This window comes from Flavobacterium acetivorans (assembly GCF_020911885.1).
Lineage (GTDB): Bacteria > Bacteroidota > Bacteroidia > Flavobacteriales > Flavobacteriaceae > Flavobacterium > Flavobacterium acetivorans.
The window spans coordinates 1005778-1024121 of sequence record NZ_CP087132.1 but is presented as its reverse complement, the minus strand read 5'-3'; the positions used below and the strand labels follow the sequence as shown (position 1 = coordinate 1024121).

Sequence of the window (18344 nt, the reverse complement as noted above, 5' to 3'; positions counted from 1 at the left end):
TAATTTATGGCTGCGAAAAAAAACAATAAGACCGCTAATACTGATAAAGATTTTAAGTATTATACTAAAGCGTTTTGGAAATTTTTCCTTTACGGAATGGGAGGAATCCTGCTGTTTTTCTTATTTGCCTCTTGGGGGCTATTTGGCTCGATGCCTTCCTTTGAGGATTTAGAAAATCCAGACTCGAATTTAGCAACGGAAATCATCTCTTCTGATGGGGTAATTTTGGGTAAATACTTTCAAAAAAACAGATCTCAATTAAAATATTCTGATTTACCTAAAAACCTGGTAGATGCACTTGTTGCAACAGAAGACGAACGTTTTTATGAGCACTCCGGTATTGACGGAAGAGGAACCCTGAGAGCAATTGCCAGTCTGGGAACAAGCGGAGGAGCAAGTACTTTGACCCAACAATTAGCCAAACAATTGTTTCACGGCGAAGGTTCCAAGTTTTTGCCTTTTCGAATTGTACAAAAAGCCAAAGAATGGATCATTGCCATCCGATTAGAGAGACAATACACTAAGAACGAAATCTTGGCTATGTACTGCAATGTTTACGATTTTGGGAATTATGCCGTTGGGGTAAGTTCAGCTGCCCAAACCTATTTTTCAAAAGCTCCAAAAGATTTGACCATTGACGAATCTGCTATTTTAGTTGGTATGTTCAAAAACTCAGGACTTTACAATCCGGTAAGAAACCCGCAAGGGGTAAAAAACCGTAGAAATGTAGTGCTTGCACAAATGGAGAAAGAGCACATGATCACTAAAGATCAAAAAGAGAAATTACAAAACTTACCTATTTCCTTAAAATTCAAACTAGAAAGCCACAGAGAAGGAACAGCCACTTATTTTAGAGAATACTTGCGTGATTATATGAAAAAATGGGTAGAGCAAAACAAAAAACCCGACGGATCTGATTATGATATCTATAAAGACGGATTAAAAATTTACACTACCATTGATTCAAGAATGCAATTGCATGCCGAAGAAGCTGTTTCGGCTCACATGGCAAATCTTCAGGAAGAATTTTTTATTCAGTCAAAAAACAATAAAAATGCCCCTTTTGTTAATATTTCTCAGGCAGAAACCCAGCGTATTTTAAAACAAGCCATGAAAACCTCAAACAGATGGTATGTTATGAAAAATATGGACAAAAGTGACGATGAAATCATAGAATCTTTCAATAAAAAAACACAAATGACCGTGTTTACTTGGAAAGGCGAAAGAGATACAATTATGACTCCAATGGATTCTATCCGTTACTACAAGCATTTTTTACAATCGGGTTTAATGGCTATGGAACCACAAACAGGAAATATCAAAGCCTGGGTAGGTGGAATTAATTACAAATACTTCCAATACGATCACGTAGGCCAAGGTGCAAGACAAGTAGGTTCTACTTTCAAACCTTTCGTTTATGCAACGGCTATTGAACAATTAAACATGTCACCTTGTGACACTATTATTGATGGTCCATTTATGATTCGCAAAGGACGCCATAATGTTACAGAAGACTGGGAACCTAGAAATTCAGACAATAAATACCGTGGTATGGTAACACTAAAACAAGCATTGGCAGGCTCCATCAATACAATATCAGCAAAATTAATAGACAAAACAGGACCTGAGGCTGTAGTTACTTTGGCTCACAAATTAGGAATAAAAGGCAAAATACCGGCTCAACCTTCGATAGCATTAGGAGCTGTAGACATTACCGTAGAAGATATGGTAGCAGCCTACAGTACTTTTGCCAATCAAGGTGTTTATACCAAACCGCAATTTTTAAACCGAATTGAAGATAAAAGTGGCGTTGTTATCTACGAACCTATCCCGGAATCTCATGACGTTTTAAATAAAGACATTGCTTTTGCAGTTATAAAATTACTCGAAGGCGTTACCGAAGGCGGATCTGGATCTAGACTTAGAACCCAAGGAGGAGGAAGTGGTGACAACAGATGGACAGGATACCCTTATATGTTTACAAACCCAATTGCGGGTAAAACAGGTACAACACAAAACCAATCTGACGGTTGGTTCATGGGAATGGTGCCCAATCTAGTTACCGGCGTTTGGGTAGGTTGCGAGGATCGTTCAGCCCGATTTAAAACGATTACTTATGGACAAGGAGCAACTGCTGCCTTACCGGTTTGGGGTTATTTCATGAAACTTTGCTATGCTGATCCTGAATTAAAAGTATCAAAAGAACAGTTCGAAAGACCTGCTAATCTTTCGATAAAAGTAGATTGCTATCGTGCTCCAGTAGTAAAAGACACCACCGATATTCAACAAGACACAGAAGAATTTGATTTCTAATTAAAAACATGAAATCCCGATTCACTCTGAACTAAAAAGCACAATATAATATGATTAACAAAAAAGTAAACTCCGTTCAAGACGCCCTTCAAGGAATCGAAAACGGAATGACCATCATGTTAGGTGGATTTGGACTATGCGGTATTCCCGAAAATTCTATCGCAGAACTGGTTAAAAAAGAAACCAACAATCTTACTTGCATTTCAAACAATGCCGGCGTTGATGATTTTGGTCTTGGATTGTTATTACATAAAAGACAAATCAAAAAAATGATTTCTTCCTATGTGGGAGAAAATGCCGAATTTGAACGTCAGATGCTTTCCGGAGAATTAGATGTTGAATTAACTCCGCAAGGAACTTTAGCCGAAAAATGCCGTGCTGCCCAAGCGGGAATACCTGCTTTCTTCACCCCGGCCGGTTATGGCACCGAAGTTGCCGAAGGAAAAGAAGTGCGTGAATTCAACGGAAAAATGCATGTAATGGAATTAGCCTACAAAGCTGATTTTGCCATTGTAAAAGCATGGAAAGGCGATGAAGCAGGAAATTTAATTTTTAAAGGAACCGCGCGAAACTTCAACGCTTGTATGGCTGGTGCCGGAAAAATCACCATTGCCGAAGTAGAAGAACTTTTGCCTGCAGGTTCATTAAACCCAAACGAAATTCATATCCCAGGAATTATGGTGCAGCGCATCTTTCAAGGCGAAAAGTTTGAAAAAAGAATTGAGCAAAGAACCGTTAGAAAAAGAAATTAATTATGCCATTAGGAAAAGAAGAAATAGCAAAACGTATAGCCAAAGAAGTTAAAGATGGTTATTATGTAAACTTAGGAATCGGAATTCCAACCTTAGTGGCTAATTATGTCAGGACAGACATTTCGGTTGAATTTCAAAGCGAAAATGGCGTTCTGGGTATGGGTCCTTTTCCTTTTGAAGGAGAAGAAGACGCCGACATCATTAATGCCGGAAAACAAACCATCACAACCTTAGCGGGAGCCAGTTTCTTTGACTCGGCTTTCAGTTTTGGAATGATCCGTAGCCAAAAAGTAGATTTAACCATTCTTGGCGCCATGGAAGTGGCCGAAAACGGGGATATTGCCAACTGGAAAATCCCGGGAAAAATGGTCAAAGGAATGGGAGGCGCAATGGATTTAGTGGCTTCTGCCGAAAACATTATCGTTGCCATGATGCATGTTAACAAGGCTGGAGAATCAAAAATTCTTAAAAAATGTACTTTACCCTTAACAGGTGTTGGTTGCGTTAAAAAAGTAGTGACTGAATTAGCCGTTTTGGAAGTAACTCCAAAAGGTTTTAAATTACTCGAAAGAGCACCCGGAGTTTCTGTAGATAATATCATCGCATCTACAGAAGCGGAATTGATTATCGAAGGCGAAATTCCGGAAATGGCAATTGACTAAGCTTTCACAAAAAATAAACCGCAAATTCGCAAATTTTAAATCTCAAAAACATTTGAAATAATTTGCGAATTTGCGGTTTTTATATTTAAAAAACGTAGCGCCCTTTGCGCTTAAATATTATAAATTCTCAAAGAAATCATTTCCTTTATCATCCGTAATGATAAAAGCCGGAAAATCCTTAATGGTAATTTTACGAACCGCTTCCATACCTAACTCTTCAAAGTCAACTACCTCAACAGAAAGTATATTTTCTTTAGCCAAAATCGCCGCAGGACCACCAATAGAACCTAAATAGAATCCGCCATACGTTTTACAAGCGTTCATAACGTCTTTGGTACGGTTTCCTTTGGCAAGCATTATCATGCTTCCGCCATTTTTTTGGAACTCTTCCACATACACATCCATACGTCCAGCTGTAGTTGGTCCAAAACTTCCTGAAGGCATTCCATCCGGAGTTTTTGCAGGTCCGGCATAATATACGGGATGATTTTTAAAATATTCCGGCATTGGTTTTCCCGCATCCAATAATTCTTTGATTTTGGCATGCGCAATATCACGAGCTACAATCAAGGTTCCGTTTAATTTCAAACGGGTTTTGATTGGGTATTTAGTCAACTCGGCCAAAATTTCAGCCATAGGACGGTTCAAGTCAATTTCTACAGCAGGTTCCAAATGCGGCGCCGTTTCCGGCAACAATCTTTTTGGATTCACCTCCAGCTGCTCAACGAAAATTCCGTCTTTGGTGATTTTCCCTTTGATATTTCTGTCAGCTGAACAAGACACGCCTAATCCAACCGGACAAGAAGCGGCATGACGCGGCAAACGAATCACACGGACATCATGGGTGAAATACTTTCCTCCAAACTGCGCTCCAATAGCACTTTCTTGACAAATTAATTGTATTCTTTTTTCCCATTCTAAATCGCGAAAAGCCTGACCAGCCATATTTCCAGTAGTAGGTAAATTATCGAAATAACCTGCAGATGCTTTCTTAACAGCGGCCAAATTAGCTTCGGCGGAAGTTCCTCCAATTACAAAAGCCAAGTGATAAGGCGGACAAGCAGAAGTTCCTAAATCCATTATTTTGGCACGAACAAAAGCATCCATTGACTTTTCATTCAACAATGATTTTGTTTGTTGGTACAAATAGGTTTTATTGGCAGAACCGCCTCCTTTTGCCAAAAATAAAAATTCATAAGAAGCTCCTTTTTTCGAATAAATATCAATTTGCGCCGGAAGATTCGAACCCGAGTTCTTTTCTTCAAACATACTGATTGGCACAATTTGAGAATAACGCAGATTGCGTTCTTGATAGGTGTTAAAAATCCCTTTTGAAAGCCATTCGGCATCATCTACACCCGTATAGATATCTTCGCCTTTTTTGGCCATTACAATCGCTGTTCCGGTGTCTTGACAAGAAGGCAATTCCCCTTCAATAGCCACAGCGGCATTTTGCAACAAATTGTAAGCTACAAAACGGTCGTTATCGGTCGCTTCCGGATCATCCAGAATGGCGCGTAATTTTTCTAAATGGGAAGTTCGCAACATAAAAGACACGTCTTTCATGGCTTCTTGAGAAAGCAATTCCAAACCTTTTGGATCAACGGTTAAAATTTCTCTTTCCCCTAGTTTTTCAACTTTTACATAACCTGAAGTAATTTTGCGATATTGGGTATCGTCTTTTAAAATAGGATAAGGATCCTGATATATAAAGTCCATTGAATATTGTTTTTTGACAAAGATAAAAATTATTTACCGTCGCATCACTTCTTAACCAAGGTGATTATCATAAAAAAAACTTGCATTTTTGTTAAAACAGAAACCAAAAAAGTGTTTTCACTACTGCTTAAGGCAGGTAAAAACACTTTTATGCGTAAATTAAATAAGGCTTGTTTAACTCAACAAACTTGTTACTAGAAATAAAATAACTAAGCCTATAGCGATGTATTTAGTGTATTTTGACATTTTTTGGTTTTTTAATTGGTTATTAATTAATCCGATTGTTCCCTTTTCAAAAGAATGAAAAATAGATCAAAACTCCTAATCTTCAAAAATAAAAAATCGCAAATTTCTCGAATTACCACAAACTAATTGGCAAGAATTTGTGGAATTTATCGTTGCTTTATTTCTACTAAAAAAACCAACTTGCCACAAAAATAGCGGTAATTACACAAATCACATCAACTAAAAGCATGGTTCCTAGAGCATAACGGGTATTTTTGATATTAACTGATCCAAAGTACACCGCGATAACATAAAAAGTACTTTCGGCGCTGCATTGAAAAATACTACTCAATCTTCCCGTCATCGAATCGGCACCAAAAGTATTCATCGAATCAATCAAAAACCCTCTTGATCCCGCCGAACTAAATGGACGAAGTAAGGCAACCGGTAGCGCATCAGTAATTTGTTTATTTACTCCCATATTCGAAAAAATGAAAGCAATCCAGTTGCTTATAATTTCAAATAATCCACTGTTTCTAAACAACGAAATCGCCACTAACATCCCTAAAACATAAGGAAAAATAACGACTCCCGTTTTTACTCCGTTGTTAGCTCCCACTACAAACGCATCAAAAACGGTGGTTTTGGCCTCAGCAAATTTTTCCTCTTTGATAAAGGAAAAAATCAAAGTAAAAGCGATGATTCCAACTAATATTAAAGCAGAAAGGTTAGAAGTAAAATAGTTTTTTCCGATCAAATCCAAATGATTAACGTACATCAACAAACCAATAATGGCAGCAATTAAAACCATTAAACCCACAACCAAAGAGGCACTTTTGAAATTAATTTTTTGTTTGATTCCAACAATCAGAAAGGCAGCAATCGTACCAATAAAAGAAGTGATAATACAAGGCAACATCACATCAGCCGGATTACTGGCGCCAGCAGCAGCACGATAACCAATGATAGAAGTCGCTATCAAAGTCAGCCCCGAAGCATGCAAACACATGAACATGATTTGCGCATCGCTGGCTTTATCCTTTTCGGGATTTATCTCTTGTAAACTTTCCATCGCTTTCAAACCAAATGGCGTCGCAGCCGAATCTAATCCTAGGAAATTAGCAGCAAAATTCAAAGTCATATAAGATATTGACGGATGATTTTTAGGAATACTCGGAAATACTTTTACAAAAACAGGACTCAATGCTTTAGCTAATTTTCCAGAAGCTCCTGAAATAATTAAAAGCTCCATCAATCCGCAGAAAAATGCCAAATAAGCAATAAGCGGAAGAACTAAATCAAGTAAAGTATTTTTACATGTTGGCAATAAGCCATCTGATTTTTGTATGCCACTGTAGATTTTTACCGTTTTGTTAGAATAAACATAAGTCGTATCAGGATTTGACACATTGTTATTGACCACCATCATGTTATCCGGTGCATTGACAATGCTGTCTTTTACAAAAGTAGGAATCTGGTGTAAGTATTTTTCAGATATTAAAATCGGGTCGTCTTTTTTACCATTTAACACAAAATCGATTGTGTAACTGTTTCCCATAAACAAACTCAACACAATAAAAGCAATCGAAGAAATGAAGATTGCCAACCAGAATCTACTCAATACCATAATCTATAATTTTTGTAAATGTAAATATTTAACCGTTAAATACACAAAGGATTCTGCAAAGCGCACAAAGACTTAGAAATATAATAGAAAACTAAACTACTTTATGGATAATTAAACATGAATAATCTCTTCCTCAATCAATAAATCCTCTCTTCTCAGACGAAGGAAAATTTGCGCCACGGCAATGGTGTCTTTCTCGCAATAAGTTACTATGCGGTCAATATCTTTTTCTACATAAAAAACATGACCTACTTGACTGCCGTCGATATCACCTTTGGGAGAAGGGATTCCGAGCACTTTACACAATAATTTTAAAGAAGTAAAATGTTTGTAATCGCCAAATTTCCACAATTCTAAAGTGTCCAAATGCGGAATTTCCCAAGGCTTTTTACCAAAAAGATTCAGCTTATCCGGAATAGCGATTTGATTGATAATCATGCGACGCGCCAAGAAAGGAATATCAAATTCTTTGGCATTATGACCGCACAAAATATGTTGGGCACCATTAAAATGATTGTTCAACAGATTATTGAAATCCTTTAAAATCTTAGTTTCATCTCCAAAAAAAGAAGTCACCCGAAAGTTTCGAATATCCCCTTTGACAGTAAAAAAGCCAACGGAAATACAGACTATCTTGCCAAACTCAGCCCAAATACCCGCACGATCGTAAAAATCTTCGGCTGTATATTCCTCTTTGCGCTGGTATTGGGTTTTCTGTTCCCAAAGCGCTTGCATTTCTGAATCCAAAGTATTGAAATCCTCGGTTTCAGGAACCGTTTCTATATCCAGAAAGAGGATGTTATTGAGGTTTATTTTTTCTATCATGGGCGTTTTTTTAACTTCTTGAACGAATTTACGTAATTATCTGATGTTTATACAACTATTTTATTCCCCCTCATTTAAAGGGGAATAAAATCATCTTATCACCACCGTTTTACAATTCACAAATTCCAGGATTCCTTCTCTGGCAAGCTCTCGTCCGTAACCTGATTTTTTAACACCTCCAAAAGGCAAACGTGGATCAGACTTCACCATATCGTTGATAAAAACAGCACCTTCGTTAAACTCATGAAGATGCAATTTTATTTGCTCAATATCAGTAGTAAAAACAGAAACTCCCAAGCCAAAATCCGATTGATTGCTCAGAGCGATGGCTTCGTCTAATGTTTTAAATGAGACTAAAGCAGCCACAGGTCCAAAAGTTTCTTCTTTGAAAACCGGCATATCAGGAGTAACATTAGTTAAAATGGTTGGTTCAAAAAAAGCTTCTTTTCTTTTTCCGCCTAACACAACCTCTGCTCCCATAACTACTGACTGTTTCACTTGCTTTTCTAAATCCTCGGCTAAATCTACTCTGGCCAACGAACCTATTTGTGTTTCCGGATCCATTGGATCACCGGTTTTCAATTGACTTACAGCCCATTTATATTTCTCAACAAAAATATCGAAAATCGTTTCATGCACTAAAAAACGCTTGGCGGCAATACAACTTTGTCCGGCATTTTGCATGCGAGCATTCACAGCAATTGCAACGGCCTTCTCTAAATCGGCATCTTCACACACAATAAAGGCATTGCTTCCGCCTAATTCCAACAACGATTTTTTCAGGTATTTTCCTGCCTGCATCGCTACTGAGCTTCCCGCCTGTTCACTTCCCGTTAGTGACACGGCTTTAATAATTGGATGCGCAATCAACTCCCCAACTTTATCACTGGAAATTGGCAAATTCTGATAAATCCCCAACGGAAAACCGCTTTCCAAGAACAAGGATTCTATGCCTACGGCCGATTTAGGAACATTGCTGGCGTGTTTTACCAAAACCGTATTTCCGGCCATGATAGCGGGAACGGCAAATCGGAATACCTGCCAGAAGGGAAAATTCCAAGGCATTACTCCAAGCAAAACTCCCAAAGGTTCGTAAGTCACAAAACTTTCGTTGGCTTCAGTTGAAATGTATTGTGTTTGTAAAAAAGTTTCAGCTTGTTCAGCATAATACTCACAGAGCCATCCGCATTTATCTATTTCGGCCAGCGATTGGGTGATGGGTTTTCCCATTTCCTGTGTCATCAAAGCGGCATAATGCATACGACGCTCCTCCAAAACCGTTTTCAATCTTTTTAACAATAGTGCACGATTCTCGAATGAAATAGTTTTCCAATGTTCGAAAGCACTTTGGGCGGTGTGTATTTTGTTTTGCATAACGATATGAATTAAAAGCTAAAGTTATGGCTTTTTTCTATTCGGAAGGAAAGTTCACCATTAAAACAAACTTTGCTGCATAGTTGGATTTTCGTGTTCCAATAGCCATTTTTTACGCCATAAACCGCCGGCATAGCCCGTGAGTGAACCATCTGTTCCTATAACGCGATGACATGGCACTACAATCCAAAGCGGATTTTTTCCATTGGCAGAAGCCACTGCACGAATGGCTTTGACATCACCTAATTTTTTGGATAAATCCATATAACTACAGGTTTTACCAAAAGGAATCTCCAATAATCCTTTCCACACTTTTTGCTGAAATTCGGTACCTTTTGGGTTTAATTTAAAAGTAAAATCGGTTCTTTTCCCTTCAAAATAATCATTGAGTTGCGAAACTGCTTTTTGCAAAATTGCTGGAACATTAGCCGAAACCGCTCCTTCATCCGAAACTGAAATTTCTGCAATTCCATTTTCATCACCTGCGATTGTAGCAATTCCCAAAGGCGTTTTGATATAGGCTGTTTCCATTTGATAAAAGTAAAAAAATAAATATAAAGACCCTAAAAAAGCAGAAAGTCCACAAGAAAATAAATTCCTTGTGGACTTTGTAAAAGCGTTTTTATAATTTGGGCTGAAAAACTATTTTAAATTGGAATAAAAATAAGCTTCCAAGGCTTTCAACTCTTCATCAGACATGGCTTTGGTGATTGCAAAATTAGCTTTCATTACTTCAAATTGACTTGGATCAACAATAGGCTCGCTGTTTCCTTTCAAAAAGCTGATCATATCGCTGTTTTTATCTTTGTACATTTTGGCAATTTCCTGAACACTTGGCCCAATTGATTTTACGTCAATCTGATGACAGGAAGCGCAATTCCCTTTTCCATTGAAGAGTTGTTCTCCCAATTGGACCGGTGTTTTCTTTTCGGCCTGCATACCTTCTGAAACTGCTTCGGTATTGGTTTCTTCCTTTCCAAAAGATTCTTGACTTTCTTTTTTACAAGACACGAGCGTTAATGAACTACCGAAGCAGATTAACACAAATAAAGCTAATAAGGATACATTTTTTTTCATGACGATTTTATTTATTTAAGATTACAGCAGCTTCTTTGGCAAAATAAGTCGAAATCAAACTGGCACCTGCGCGTTTGATGCACATCAATTGTTCCATCATAATTTTATCATGATCGAGCCAGCCTCTTTCGGCGGCGGCTTTAATCATCGCATATTCGCCCGAAACATGGAAAACGGTTACCGGAACATTAACCGCGTTTTTTACTTCACGAACGATGTCCAAATAAGCAATTCCGGGTTTTACCATCACCATATCAGCGCCTTCTTCTACATCCCAAACGGCTTCTTTGATGGCCTCGATGCGATTGGCATAATCCATTTGGTAGGTTTTTTTGTCTTTTGGAACTTCAACATCAGCTTCTCTTGGCGCACTATCCAAAGCATCACGGAAAGGGCCATAAAATGCCGAAGCATATTTTGCCGAATAACTCATAATTCCCACATTGTGAAAACCTGCCGCGTCCAGTCCTTGGCGCAAGCGCAACACACGACCGTCCATCATATCTGATGGCGCGACAAAATCGGCACCGGCTTGGGCATGAGAAACTGCCATTTTTACCAAAGCATCATTCGTAGCATCATTGGCGACATCGCCGTTTTCTATAATTCCATCATGACCGTAAATCGAATAAGGATCTAATGCCACATCAGGCATAACGATTATTTCCGGACAAGCAGCTTTGATCGCACGAATAGCGTTTTGCATCAGTCCGTTCGGATTCCAGGCTTCTTTTCCCGTATTGTCTTTTAAATTCTCGCTCACTTTTACATAAATGTTCACGGCGCGAATTCCCAAAGCATAAATTTCTTTGATTTCTTCTACCGTTAAATCTATCGAGCGACGAAAGATTCCAGGCATCGAAGGAATCTCCACTTTTACATTTTCGCCTTCTGCAATAAACATCGGGAACATAAAATCGGATGGACTTAAACTCGTTTCACGAACTAAAGAACGGATGGATTCATTGACGCGTAATCTTCTGCCTCTGTGTAATGGGAACATAATGATCTAGGATTTTAGACTAACGATTGCTGATTTCTGATTTGTGCGCCTGTACTACTGCAATCACAAATCATTCATCATCACTCTTCAATCTTGTTATATTTTTTTTTTCTATTAATTAGTTGTTGATTAAGGATTACATCTGCAATCAAAAATCGTTAATCATCAATCTACAATCCATTCAATCGGATTTTCTAATACTTTTAATAGTTTTTCTTCTTCACTTCCTGCTTCCGGATGATGATCGTAAACCCATTGTACATGCGGCGGCAAAGACATCAGAATACTTTCAATTCGACCGTTGGTTTTTAGTCCAAACAAGGTGCCTTTATCGTGAACCAAATTGAACTCTACATAACGACCACGACGGATTTCCTGCCAAGTTCTTTGCTCAGTTGTAAAAGGGAGATTCTTTCTTTTCTCTACAATTGGAACATAAGCTTGCAAGAAACTATTGCCGACTTCGGTAACGAAATTGAACCAATTTTCCATGCTCATGTCATCGGTTGCCTTACAATAATCGAAAAACAATCCGCCAATTCCGCGGGCTTCATTACGATGTGCATTCCAGAAATAGGCGTCACATTGTTTTTTATATTTTGGATAAAACTCCGGATTATGTTTGTCGCAAGCCGTTTTACAAGTCTGATGAAAATGTATCGCGTCTTCCTCGAACAAATAATAAGGCGTCAAATCTTGTCCACCGCCAAACCATTGCTGGATCACGTTTCCGTTGTCATCGTACATTTCAAAATAGCGCCAATTGGCATGCACCGTAGGTACCATCGGGCTTTTAGGATGGATAACCAAACTCAGTCCGCAGGCAAAAAAATCAGCTTCGCCTACGTTGAATAATTTCTGCATGCTGTCCGGTAATTTCCCGTGAACTGCCGAGATGTTGACGCCGCCTTTTTCAAAAACGGCTCCGTTTTCAATCACACGGGTTCTTCCGCCACCGCCTTCCGGGCGTTCCCAAAGGTCTTCGCGGAATTTAGCCTGACCATCCACCGCCTCTAATCCTGCTACAATCTGATCTTGCAGATTTTGTATATAGGTGTAAAATTTATTTTTCATTATAAATTAGCTTTTGCGAAAGCGATTTTATTAAAAATTTCAAACGAAAATGTCTTGCTTTCGGATTGAATATACTCGTAAATGACAATTGCTTTTTCGGTTAAATCAAACGGATTTTCTTTTGAAAAAGCAATCATAAAATCAGCAAATTGTTCCTGCTGCTTCCAGTCCAATTGCAATTTTAGCAACAATTTGATTAAATCGTTTTGTTCCATTTCGATTAAAACCGTAGTGCTCAAACCGAAATCCGTCAGTTGATTATCAATCAAACTTGTATCTTCAATATTCCAAAATTTAGGCACAAAAACCAAAGAATGCAACGTCTTTAGCACATTGTCTATCCGTATACTTTCTTGGTCTCGTAAACCTTTGTTTAGCATCTTTATTTTTTGTTATACTCCTACAAGGTTTTCTAAACCTTGTAGGTACAATCTTTAACTTTATCATAAACACCTACAAGGTTTAGAAAACCTTGCAGGATTGGCAAACTTACTGCTTGTATTCCTTCACCGCATCGATAAACGCTTTGGCGTGATCGACCGGAATATTAGGCAAAATTCCATGACCCAAATTCACGATGTACTTATCTTTGCCAAATTCATCAATCATTTCGTGTACCATTTTCTTGATTACCGGAATCGGCGATAACAATCTTGACGGATCAAAATTTCCTTGAAGGGTAATATTTCCACCTGATAAATAACGTGCATTTCTAGGCGAACACGTCCAATCTACTCCAAGTGCCGAAGCACGACTTTTCCCCATTTCACCAAGTGCAAACCAACATCCTTTTCCGAAAACAATCACCGGCGCATCATCGGCCAAAGCCTCCACGATCTGGTTGATGTATTTCCAAGAGAATTCTTGATAATCCACCGGAGAAAGCATTCCTCCCCAAGAATCAAAAATTTGAACGGCATTTACTCCCGCTTTTACTTTTTCTTTTAGGTATAAAATAGTGGTATCAGTGATTTTTTGCAATAAAACATGTGCAGCTTCCGGGTATTGGAAACAGAATCCTTTGGCCATATCAAAACTCTTCGATCCTTTTCCTTCAACGGCATAGCACATAATGGTCCAAGGGGAACCTGCAAAACCAATTAATGGCACCTCATCGTTCAACATTTCTTTGGTCAATTTGATAGCATCCATCACATAACCTAAAGTTTCCTGAATATCCGGAACAACTACTCGCTCTACGTCTTGAATCGTGCGAATAGGATTAGGTACAAAGGGACCGAAATTTTCCTTCATCAACACCTCTATTCCCATGGCTTGTGGAATCACCAAAATATCCGAGAATAAAATCGCAGCATCAGGAGCAATTCGGCGAATAGGTTGCACCGTAATTTCAGCAGCCAATTCTGGCGTTTGACAACGGGTAAAAAAATCATATTTATCACGCAAAGCGATAAACTCCGGCAAATATCTTCCCGCCTGACGCATCATCCAAACTGGCGGACGCTGTACTGTTTCTCCTTTTAGTGCTTTTAAAAATAAGTCGTTCTTTATCATAATAGTATTGAATTCAAAGGCGCTAAGGCGCAAATTTTTATTTCTCTATATTAATTCCTCTTTGTGATTGGGGTTTATTTATACTCGGCAATCACATCCTCAATCACGTCTTCGATTGTTGGCTGATCTGCGATAATGATGTTTTTAGTCACATTTTCCAAGGCGCTGGCCGTGGTTTCACCAATACAAAAACAAATCTCTTTTTTGATACTGTTCTCTTTCAAATAACTTTCAATGCCAGAAGGACTAAAAAACAAGATCGCATCTACAGGAGTTTTTATTTTCTGAGGCGTCAAAGTTGTTTCGTAAACCTGAATTTCATTAAACTTTATTTTTGCTTGTTTAAGAGCATCGGGCAAAGTATCGCGTCGCAAGTTACCACTAAAAAAAGTATAGCTTTGCGATCCATAGATTAAAGTGATAATTTCGGCCAAATCTGCTGCATATCCGGTATAAGCTACCACGTTAAAGCCACTTTCTGACAACAAAATCTTAGTTTTCAGTCCGACGCAAAAAACATCTTTTGTTTTTAATTCTTCCGATTTTGGGTCTAACAAAAAACTTTGAACCGCATTTTGACTGGTGAAAATCAAATTATCATTGATATCCTTTAGTTCAAAAGCTTGGCTTTTTGTATGAATAAAATCAGCTTCAATGACATTGAAATCAGCTTTGACCAATGCTTGCTTTTGATTGTCCAAAAGTTTTTTTGTAGATAGTATTTGAATCATTATTAGCTTCTTATTTGATGTTCTTCTTGCCCTAAGCAATAGGTTTCTATATCTTTATTGTAGCCATAAACCACTAAAATGTCGTTTTCTAAAATAACGGTTTCTGGCGATAATCGACCAATGGATTCTTTTACAATGGATTTTTTCCCTATTAAATTTTTCTTCTCTCTTTTTCGAATAATAGTAATTAAAGTTAGGCGGTATTTATCAATTGTATCTAATACGGCTAATGTTTTCCCAAAGAATTCCGGTTTTGCTTTTACTTCAGAAATAGTATAATTATCGTCTAATTGGTAATTTTCTAAAGTTGATTTAAAATTGATTTGTTTGGTTAATCTATCCGCTGATTCTTGTTCGGGATGTACGATACTATGAATTCCCATAGCCTCTAAAACCGTATCGTGAATAGGTGACAATGCTCTACTGATGATTTTTACATCACTCAATTTTTTAATTATTGCGGTGGTGATAATAGCAGCTCCTTCGTTTTCTCCGATGGCAACAACAACTTTGTCAGTGTCTTTTAAAGGCAGTGCTTCATAGGACAATTCGTTAGTTGAATCCATTGCAATGGCATGGGAGATCTTGTCTTTCACTAAATTCACTTTTTCGATATTTTTGTCAACACCAATAACTTCATTTCCTGTTTCGGTCAGACTAATTGCTAATGACATTCCGAAATTCCCTAAACCAAATACGATTATTTTCATTTGAACAAGTTTAGTTAATTAATATATTCTCTTTTGGATATTCGTAAAACTGATGATTCAATCTTCGTAATAATCCGACCATTAAATTGAGCATTCCTATTCGACCAATAAACATACACAGAATTAAAACCAATTTACTAGGTTCTGATAAAGTTTGTGTAAAATTTAAGCTTAAACCCACGGTGCTATAGGCTGAAAAGCATTCAAAAGCAACCGTTAATAAAGGCGTACCTTTAGGCTCAAAAATTAAAACTGCCATAATAGAAACACCAATAGTAATCAATGAAATACATAAAATAGCAAACGCACGCGAAGTCGATTCAGAGGATATTCTTCTTCCAAATATTTGAATTCTACTCTTGCCTCTAGCCACTGCAAATATATTTAAAGTTGCTAATGCAAAAGTACTCGTTTTAATACCACCGGCAGTTGATGCTGGCGATCCTCCAATCCACATTAAAAAAATAACAAAAAGCAATGATGGCACATTCATTTTTTCATAATCTACCGCATTAAAGCCAGCAGTCCTTGGTGAAACGGCATTAAAACTAGCAGCTGTTATTTTTCCAAAAACAGTATTGTGCTCTAGTAAAGTGTTGTTGTATTCAGAAATAAAAAGAAAAACAAAACCACCTACTAACAATAACAAAGTGGTATAAATTACAATTTTAGTATTTACAGTAATGATTCTGATTTTTTTATGGACAATTTTTTTCTTAAACAACTCAACAACATAAGTTTTTAAATAGTAGAAAAAATTGAATACTATATTATGCCCAAGCCCACCCAGTATAATCATCAACATGATAATCCACTGTAAATAATAATTAAAAAAAATCGTTTCGTTTAACATTCCTCCGGGAATAATAGAGAATCCCGCATTACAAAAAGCAGAAACAGAATGAAATATTGAAAAGTAGAAATCATTCTCGATAGCTGGATTATCAATAATGGAAGAATAAATAAATAACGCACCCACCAGTTCGACTCCTAAGGTAAAAATAACAACGTTCAGTGCTGCTCTAAAAACGTCTTTTAAACCATCATTAGCGATAAAATCTCGAGTGTTCAACCCTTCTTTAAAGGAAGAACTCCCTCTAAAAAAAAAGGCAAAGAACGAGGTGAAGGTTAAAATTCCAATTCCGCCCAATTGTATTAAGACGATGATTATGGATTGGCCCACGATGGTAAAATCTACCGCGGTATCAACTACGGTAAGACCAGTAACGCAAACCGCACTGGTGGCGGTAAAAAGAGCATTTGTATAACTTATTCCATTTGTAGTAGCACTTGGAAGCATCAGTAAAAAACTTCCAATCAAAACTAAAATCATAAAACTTCCTACAAAAACAATCGCCGGATTAAAGTAAATGTCATAAATATAACGCACAAAGACCATTAAACGCAATAAAAAATAGAAAATCAATCCACCTTCTAGCACAGGTTTTATTTTTTGCAAGATATAATAGGCCGGAAAACTACTATTTAGCAACCAGATTATCCCACAAATTACCAACAGAATAACCAACAAAATCATATTGATTAAAACTACTTTCTTGTTGCTCTTAAAACTATAATTAAAAAACTTAAAGGTATTGAAAGCCAACAAACCAACAGAAAGAAGGATTAAGCCCACAATATGAAGAGAATCATAATTATCTTCAAAATCATATCCAAAGTCAAAAACAATAAAAAGCAATACGATAATATCGAAAAAGCGATACAAATAATTGAGCAAGGATTCTTTCTTCATATTGAAATAAAATTATTTTTTTAAATCTTTACGAATGCTTTCCATTAAATTTACTCCTCCATTTTGTAAAATTTCTTGGGCTGCATGGAAACCTAATTTTTTCCATTCCCCGATATCAAAGGTTTTATTTACTTCCAGTTTTTGTTTTCCGTCCAATGAAAACAAAGCTCCTTGAAAGTGAATACTATCTTCCTCTTCGTTATACTGCGCCAAAGCACCAATTGGAGCCGTACAACCGCCTTCCAAAGTTCTCAGAAATTGTCTTTCAATATGCGTACATATTTCGGTTTCAATATCATTTAACTGTGACAAAGCGTCCAAAGTAAAATTGTCGTTTTGCATTCCCACCACAACCATTGCTCCTTGAGCAGGGGCCGGAATCATCCAGTCTAAATCAATAAAATCTGTTGGTTTCAGATTGATACGTTCTAAACCTGCTGCGGCAAAAACAGCTCCATTCCAATCGCTATCCTGTAATTTCTGCATTCGAGTATTGACATTTCCACGCAAATCGACCGTTTTATGAGTTGGGTATTTGTGCAACCATTGTGCCTGACGACGCAAACTTCCGGTAGCAATTGTTCCTTCTCCTTCCAAAAAATTAAGATTGTCTTTGTAAACCAGAATATCCAAAGTATTGGCTCTTTCCAAAACGGCTGCTTGTACAATTCCCGTTGGCAAAGCCGTAGGAACATCCTTCATGGAATGCACGGCGATATCTACCTGACCATTGATCATGGCAATATCGAGCGTTTTAGTAAAAATTCCTGTGATTCCTAATTCGTAAAGTGGCTTATCGAGAATGATATCACCCTGAGATTTGACGGCAACAATTTCAGTTTTATAACCTAAATCGTTTAGCTTTTTTTGAACCGTATGTGCTTGCCAAAGTGCTAATTCGCTATCGCGAGTTCCTATTCGTATTATTTTATCTGCCATTTTTATTTTAATAGAACCTTTGAGAAATTAAGATTCGTTAAGGTT

The 18344-nt window shown here is 37.5% G+C and carries 17 protein-coding genes; 3 read left to right on the top strand and 14 right to left on the bottom strand.

Features of this window, described 5'->3' with window-relative positions; translation table 11 throughout:
- Window positions 1–6: 6 nt before the first annotated feature.
- From LNP19_RS04540 to LNP19_RS04530, 3 genes are read left to right on the top strand one after another with little or no spacing between them, the layout of a single operon-like run.
- Window positions 7–2313: a penicillin-binding protein 1A gene (locus LNP19_RS04540; RefSeq protein WP_230063622.1), complete on the top strand. Its 2307-nt coding sequence runs from the start codon at window positions 7–9 to the stop codon at window positions 2311–2313.
- A 50-nt stretch (window positions 2314–2363) separates the two neighbouring features.
- Complete coding sequence (locus tag LNP19_RS04535; protein ID WP_230063621.1) at window positions 2364–3065, top strand: CoA transferase subunit A; 702 nt, start codon at window positions 2364–2366, stop codon at window positions 3063–3065.
- A 2-nt stretch (window positions 3066–3067) separates the two neighbouring features.
- On the top strand, window positions 3068–3727 hold the full coding sequence (locus LNP19_RS04530; RefSeq protein WP_230063620.1) for a 3-oxoacid CoA-transferase subunit B: 660 nt from the start codon (window positions 3068–3070) through the stop codon (window positions 3725–3727).
- A gap of 117 nt (window positions 3728–3844) precedes the next feature.
- Here LNP19_RS04530 and LNP19_RS04525 read toward each other — a convergent pair whose 3' ends face one another.
- The 14 genes from LNP19_RS04525 to hemC all read right to left on the bottom strand — a co-directional run bounded on the left by LNP19_RS04525 (window position 3845) and on the right by hemC (window position 18299).
- Entirely contained in the window at window positions 3845–5446 is a 1602-nt protein-coding gene (locus LNP19_RS04525) for a fumarate hydratase (protein ID WP_230063619.1), read from the bottom strand.
- 412 nt (window positions 5447–5858) lie between these two features.
- A complete protein-coding gene (locus LNP19_RS04520; protein WP_230063618.1) occupies window positions 5859–7298 on the bottom strand; it encodes a nucleoside recognition domain-containing protein in 1440 nt (479 codons plus the stop codon).
- A 111-nt stretch (window positions 7299–7409) separates the two neighbouring features.
- On the bottom strand, window positions 7410–8123 hold the full coding sequence (locus LNP19_RS04515; protein WP_230063617.1) for a 3'-5' exonuclease: 714 nt from the start codon (window positions 8121–8123) through the stop codon (window positions 7410–7412).
- 90 nt (window positions 8124–8213) lie between these two features.
- Complete coding sequence (locus LNP19_RS04510; protein WP_230063616.1) at window positions 8214–9497, bottom strand: NAD-dependent succinate-semialdehyde dehydrogenase; 1284 nt, start codon at window positions 9495–9497, stop codon at window positions 8214–8216.
- A 60-nt stretch (window positions 9498–9557) separates the two neighbouring features.
- A complete protein-coding gene (locus LNP19_RS04505; RefSeq protein WP_230063615.1) occupies window positions 9558–10028 on the bottom strand; it encodes a methylated-DNA--[protein]-cysteine S-methyltransferase in 471 nt (156 codons plus the stop codon).
- A 111-nt stretch (window positions 10029–10139) separates the two neighbouring features.
- Window positions 10140–10574: a c-type cytochrome gene (locus LNP19_RS04500; RefSeq protein WP_230063614.1), complete on the bottom strand. Its 435-nt coding sequence runs from the start codon at window positions 10572–10574 to the stop codon at window positions 10140–10142.
- A gap of 7 nt (window positions 10575–10581) precedes the next feature.
- Window positions 10582–11577, bottom strand: a complete 996-nt coding sequence (gene hemB, locus LNP19_RS04495; protein WP_230063613.1) for a porphobilinogen synthase — start codon at window positions 11575–11577, stop codon at window positions 10582–10584.
- 165 nt (window positions 11578–11742) lie between these two features.
- Window positions 11743–12651: an oxygen-dependent coproporphyrinogen oxidase gene (gene hemF, locus LNP19_RS04490; RefSeq protein WP_230063612.1), complete on the bottom strand. Its 909-nt coding sequence runs from the start codon at window positions 12649–12651 to the stop codon at window positions 11743–11745.
- On the bottom strand, window positions 12651–13031 hold the full coding sequence (locus tag LNP19_RS04485; protein WP_230063611.1) for a hypothetical protein: 381 nt from the start codon (window positions 13029–13031) through the stop codon (window positions 12651–12653). Before LNP19_RS04485 ends, hemF begins: the two co-directional genes overlap by 1 nt.
- A gap of 109 nt (window positions 13032–13140) precedes the next feature.
- Entirely contained in the window at window positions 13141–14166 is a 1026-nt protein-coding gene (gene hemE, locus LNP19_RS04480) for a uroporphyrinogen decarboxylase (RefSeq protein WP_230063610.1), read from the bottom strand.
- 74 nt (window positions 14167–14240) lie between these two features.
- A complete protein-coding gene (locus LNP19_RS04475; RefSeq protein WP_230063609.1) occupies window positions 14241–14897 on the bottom strand; it encodes a uroporphyrinogen-III synthase in 657 nt (218 codons plus the stop codon).
- Between the two features lie 2 nt (window positions 14898–14899).
- On the bottom strand, window positions 14900–15607 hold the full coding sequence (locus LNP19_RS04470) for a potassium channel family protein (protein ID WP_230063608.1): 708 nt from the start codon (window positions 15605–15607) through the stop codon (window positions 14900–14902).
- A 10-nt stretch (window positions 15608–15617) separates the two neighbouring features.
- Window positions 15618–17360, bottom strand: a complete 1743-nt coding sequence (locus LNP19_RS04465) for a TrkH family potassium uptake protein (RefSeq protein WP_230063607.1) — start codon at window positions 17358–17360, stop codon at window positions 15618–15620.
- A 12-nt stretch (window positions 17361–17372) separates the two neighbouring features.
- Complete coding sequence (gene hemC, locus LNP19_RS04460; RefSeq protein ID WP_230063606.1) at window positions 17373–18299, bottom strand: hydroxymethylbilane synthase; 927 nt, start codon at window positions 18297–18299, stop codon at window positions 17373–17375.
- Window positions 18300–18344: the final 45 nt, after the last annotated feature.